Genomic DNA, 1,661 nt, shown 5'->3' with positions numbered 1-1,661 from the left:
CTGACCGGGGGTATTCTCTATGTCACGCCGGCGGCCTGGTGGGAATCAGCCCCCATACCGGTAGGAGAAACATGATGCCTGATGCAGGCGCAGCCCTGCCCCCTATCGCCGCGACCGACGCGCTCGCTGTTTCAGTGGTCGTGCCTTTGTACAACGAGGAGGAAAGCATCCCGGCGCTGCAGACGCAGTTGACCGCCGCGCTGGCCGCGCTGAACCGCCCCTTTGAGATCATTGTCGTGGACGATGGCAGTCGCGACAACTCCTTCGCCCTGCTGCGCGCCTGGCAAGCGCAAGACCCGGCGCATGTGCGTGTGGTGCGCTTTCGCCGCAACTTCGGCCAAACCGCGGCCTTTGCCGCGGGTTTCAGCCGCGCGCGCGGCGCGGTCATCGTGACGATTGATGCTGATCTACAGAACGATCCAGCCGACATCGGTCTGCTGCTCGCTAAGATCGCCGAAGGCTATGACGTAGTCAGCGGCTGGCGCGTGCAGCGTCAGGATGCCGCGCTCTCACGACGGCTGCCATCGCACATCGCCAACGCGCTCATCTCGCGTGTGACCGGCGTCGCCCTCCACGACTATGGCTGCTCACTCAAGGCGTATCGCCGCGAAGTGCTGCAAAATGTGAAGCTGTACGGCGAACTGCACCGCTTCATTCCCGCGATTGCCAGTTGGATGGGCACCGAGGTTGCGGAAATTCCGGTGAACCACCGTGCGCGACAGTTTGGACGTTCCAAATATAACCTCAGCCGCACCTTCCGCGTGATCCTGGACTTAATCACGGTGCGCTTTCTGCTGGGCTACGCCACACGACCCCTGCATGTGTTTGGGGGCATCGGGTTGGCGATGGGCGCGCTGGGGACGGCAATCGGTTTCTACCTGACGTACCTCAAACTCGTTCTGGGCCAGAGCATTGGCAGCCGACCGCTGCTGCTCCTGGCCGTGCTGCTGGTGATGCTCGGTGTGCAAATGATGAGCATCGGCTTGCTCGGCGAGATGACCATGCGCACCTACTATGAAACGCAGGACAAACCCATTTTTGTCATCCGGGAAGTCCTCGAAAACCACGCAACCGAACAAGAGGCAAAACAAGCGCCATGACTACGAACCTGCTAGAAAATGTCCCCATTGTATCTATCGTCCGCCGCAATCACGGCATCGAACACGCCACGGTCTATCTCCTGGCCGCGGCCAACGCCAATCGGCGCATTGTGGCCCGTAGTGACACCAAGGGGTTCATCATCTATGGCGATATGAAGGCTGATGAGCTGGAGCGCGCGGTCAAGGAGGCTCTGCGGCGTTTACAGGCCGGCGACGCGCATCTGGCCGTGCACCCCAACTGCGGCACGAACTTCGTCACGTCGGGCATGCTGGCAGGCGCCGCGGCCTGGGCCGTCACCGCCCTCAGCGCCCGCGGGGACCGCAAATGGTCGGTTTGGGAGTCGCTGCCCACGGCGTTTTCCGCGGCTACGCTGGCCCTGTTTGTCGCCCAACCCCTGGGTCACACCTTGCAGGAGTTTGTCACCACCTCCGCGCAGGTGCAAGGCGTGCGCCTGGGCAAGGTAACGCGCCGGTCTGACCTGGGCGGCGTGCCGGTGCATGTCGTTGAACTGCTTCATCCCTGACGCAGACTTCCGAAGTCCAGACCTGGGACTTCCGCAG

Annotated in this window: 2 protein-coding genes; both read left to right on the top strand. The window is 62.4% G+C overall.

The annotated features are described in order from the left end of the window. Window positions 1–74: 74 nt before the first annotated feature. Entirely contained in the window at window positions 75–1,100 is a 1,026-nt protein-coding gene (locus tag ACPQ6D_RS23760) for a glycosyltransferase family 2 protein (RefSeq protein ID WP_423226835.1), read from the top strand. Next, window positions 1,097–1,624, top strand: a complete 528-nt coding sequence (locus ACPQ6D_RS23755) for a DUF6391 domain-containing protein (protein ID WP_423226834.1) — start codon at window positions 1,097–1,099, stop codon at window positions 1,622–1,624. The genes ACPQ6D_RS23760 and ACPQ6D_RS23755 overlap by 4 nt, the downstream gene beginning before the upstream one ends. Window positions 1,625–1,661 lie beyond the last annotated feature (37 nt).

This window comes from Candidatus Amarolinea aalborgensis (genome assembly GCF_900491745.1).
GTDB classification, from domain to species: Bacteria; Chloroflexota; Anaerolineae; order SSC4; family Amarolineaceae; genus Amarolinea; species Amarolinea aalborgensis.
Note: the sequence above shows the minus strand (reverse complement) of the source record. Positions and strands in the feature narration are given on the sequence as shown.

Excerpts from the sequence above, each read along its gene's own strand:
- ACPQ6D_RS23760 (WP_423226835.1), top strand. The coding sequence starts at position 75 with ATGCCTGATGCAGGCGCAGCCCTGCCCCCTATCGCCGCGACCGACGCG.
- ACPQ6D_RS23755 (WP_423226834.1), top strand. The coding sequence starts at position 1,097 with ATGACTACGAACCTGCTAGAAAATGTCCCCATTGTATCTATCGTCCGC.